This is a genomic window from Micromonospora sp. ATA51 (genome assembly GCF_016802855.1).
GTDB classification, from domain to species: Bacteria; Actinomycetota; Actinomycetes; order Mycobacteriales; family Micromonosporaceae; genus Micromonospora; species Micromonospora sicca.
The window spans coordinates 1-2,811 of the sequence record NZ_JAEVHJ010000521.1; the positions used below are offsets into that span (position 1 = coordinate 1).

A 2,811-nucleotide genomic window follows, 5' to 3' on the forward strand; every position below is an offset into this window, starting at 1 on the left:
GCCGCCGGGCCTTACCGTCGGGGCATGTCCGGACCCGGCTGGGTGGTCATCGCCCTCCTCACCGGCGCCCCGCTGGTCATGGCCGGCTGGACGTGGCGCCGCCGGGCCTTACCGTCGGGGCATGTCCGGACCCGGCTGGGTGGTCATCGCCCTCCTCACCGGCGCCCCGCTGGTCATGGCCGGCTGGACGTGGCGCGCCCGTCGCCGTCGCACCCTCACCCGCGAGCAGAAGCTGGCGGCGGCCAGGAAGGCGGCGCGGGGGCTGCGCCGCACCGCCCGCCGCGCCGGCCCCGGTCTCTCCGACACGGAGAGCGCCCGCCCCACCGACAACTGGTCCAGTTTCCTGGGCGGCCCGCCCAGCGACGTCGGCGGTGGTACCGGGTGGATCTGACCGACGGAGCTAGTCAGGCGCGCAGCTTGCGGACCAGCTTGCGCAGGCCGGCCTGCCAGCCGTCCGGGTCCTCGGCGCGCCGCCGGGCGTAGCCGGCGACCTCCGGGTGAGGCAGGATCAGGAACCGCTCCTCGGCCAGCCCGGCGATGGTCGCGTCGGCGACCTGGTCGGGGGTGAGCACCGCCCCGGAGGCGGCGATGACCCGGGCGCCGAGGTGGCCGGCGGCGAGGCCGTCGGCGAGCATCGGGGTGTCCACGCCCTGCGGGCAGAGCGCACTGACCCGGATGCCGGCGTCCCGGTAGGTGATCGCGAGCCAGTCGGCGAAGCCGACCGCCGCGTGTTTGGTCGCGGTGTACGGAGCGTCCCCGACCGCGGTGAGCAGGCCCGCCGCCGAGCAGGTGAACAGCAGGTACCCCGAGCCGCGCCGCAGCATCGCCGGGAGCACGGCCCGGGCGGTGTAGACGTGCGCGAGGACGTTCACCCGCCAGGCCCGGTCCCAGTCGGCGTCCGGGGCCTCCACTCCCCCGCCGGTGGCCACCCCGGCGTTGGCGCAGAACAGGTCGATCCGCCCGTACCGCCGCTCGGTCTCGTCCACCAGCGCGTGGACCTGCGCCTCGTCGGTGACGTCCAGGCCGACGGCGTGCGCGACCGGGCCGATCTGCTCGGCGACCGCCCGGGTGGCGTCGGCGTCCAGGTCGGCGAGGACCACGGCGGCGGCGCCCTCGGCGACGAAGCGGCGGGCCAGCGCGGACCCGATGCCGCCGGCCCCGCCGGTGATCACGGCCACCCGGTCGGTGAGGTTCATCTGTCAGCTCCGGTCCGCGTCGGCGACGCCCAGCCGGGGGATCAGGGTGGCCAGGGCCGCCGCGCCGCCGGCGGCCAGCTCCGGGGTGGGCAGCAGCGCCATCACCGGTACGTCCACCCCGGCCTCGGCGTAGCGGCGGACCTGCGCGACGCACTGCTCGGGCGAGCCGTGCAGCACCAGCGCGTCGACCACCTCGTCGGGCACTGCCGCGGCGGCGCCGCGCCGGTCCCCGGCCGCCCACGCGGCCCACATCGGACCGAGCGTCGCCTCCCGGCCGAGCCAGCGGTGGAAGGCGGCGTACGCGGGGACGGTGAGGTAGCCGGTGATCAGCCGGCGGCCCAGCGCGCGGGCGTGCGCGGCGTCCTCGGTGGGGCAGACGAAGATCCGGGCGACAACCTCGAAGCCCGGCCGCCGGTCGCCGAGTTCGGCGAGGGCCCGGGGCACGTCGTCGGCGGCGAGCCAGTTGAGGATCACCCCGTCGGCCTCGGCGGCGGCGAGCCGGAGCATGCCGGGGCGTAGCGCGGCCAGCAGCACCGGCGGCGGGACGGCCGGGGGGCGTTCCAGGGTGAACCGGCGGACGGTGAACGTGTCGTAGACCTCGTCGACGGTCTCCCCGCGCAGCGCGGCGCGGAGGAACCGCAGCACGTCCCGGGTCCGCCGGAACGGTTCGTCGAAGCGGACGGCGTTCCAGTCCCGCACCAGCACCGGCGACGAGGCGCCGATGCCGAGGGCGAACCGGCCGGGCGCCGCCTCGGCGAGGGCGGCGGCGCTCATCGCCAGCAGCCCGGGCCCCCGGGTGAAGACCGGCGTGATCGCGGTGCCGAGCCGCAGCCTCGGCTGCCACGCCGCGGCGAGCGCCAGCGGGGTGAACGCGTCGGCGCCGGCCACCTCCGAGGACCAGACGTCGGTGAAGCCGGCCTGGTCGAGGGCCGCGTAGACCGCGGCGTGGTCGGCGAGCGGGATCCCGCTCAGCGGCACGGTCATGCCCCATCGGTTCGTCACCGGTCGATCGTGCCCGCTCGCCGTCGCCCCGAGCAAGATCCCGGTCGGTCGCACCGCCCCGATCCGGGCGATACCCGCTGTTCCGCCCGGAAAGAGTGTTACGACCGCCAGGTGGGCTGGAGCCAGGGCCGGAAGCACCGACCATGAAGGACGGCAACGAGAACGGCCTGCTGCGGGCCCGCGGCCGCCCGTGGGAGCCGGCCACCTCCCCCTTCTGACGGCGCCGGCCCCGTCGCGCCAGGGCGCCGGCCGGGACGTACCGGCGCTACCATCCGCGGGTGACCTTCTCGATCGTCGCCCGATCCGCCGACGGACGCCTGCACGGCGTCGCCGTGGCCAGCAAGTTCCTCGCCGCCGGCGCGCTGGTGCCGGCGGCCGAGGCCGAGGTGGGGGCCGTCGCCACCCAGGCGCACGTCAACCTCGCGTACCGGCCGCAGGGGTTGGCCCTGCTGCGCACCGGCGTGGCCGCCCCCGACGTGGTGGCCGGCCTGGTGGCGGCGGACCCCGGCCGGGACGACCGGCAGCTCGGCGTGGTCGGGGCGACCGGCGATGGCGCCACCTGGACCGGGCCGCGCTGCCACCCCTGGGCCGGCGACGGCTGGGCCGCCCAGGG

General features: G+C 77.2%; 4 protein-coding genes. 2 read left to right on the forward strand and 2 right to left on the reverse strand.

Annotated elements, in window-relative coordinates; translation table 11 throughout:
* Positions 1-121 precede the first annotated feature (121 nt).
* Entirely contained in the window at positions 122-391 is a 270-nt protein-coding gene (locus JNW87_RS37060) for a hypothetical protein (protein ID WP_109804774.1), read from the forward strand.
* 13 nt (positions 392-404) lie between these two features.
* Here the strand turns inward: JNW87_RS37060 and JNW87_RS37065 are convergent, their stop codons facing one another.
* Together JNW87_RS37065 and JNW87_RS37070 are read right to left on the reverse strand one after the other, a co-directional pair.
* Positions 405-1,196, reverse strand: a complete 792-nt coding sequence (locus JNW87_RS37065; protein ID WP_109804773.1) for an SDR family oxidoreductase — start codon at positions 1,194-1,196, stop codon at positions 405-407.
* A 3-nt stretch (positions 1,197-1,199) separates the two neighbouring features.
* Positions 1,200-2,180, reverse strand: a complete 981-nt coding sequence (locus tag JNW87_RS37070) for an LLM class F420-dependent oxidoreductase (protein WP_109804772.1) — start codon at positions 2,178-2,180, stop codon at positions 1,200-1,202.
* A gap of 296 nt (positions 2,181-2,476) precedes the next feature.
* Here JNW87_RS37070 and JNW87_RS37075 point away from each other — a divergent pair.
* Positions 2,477-2,811 (forward strand): DUF1028 domain-containing protein (locus JNW87_RS37075; protein WP_238455326.1); only part of this gene is annotated, 335 nt, incomplete at its 3' end.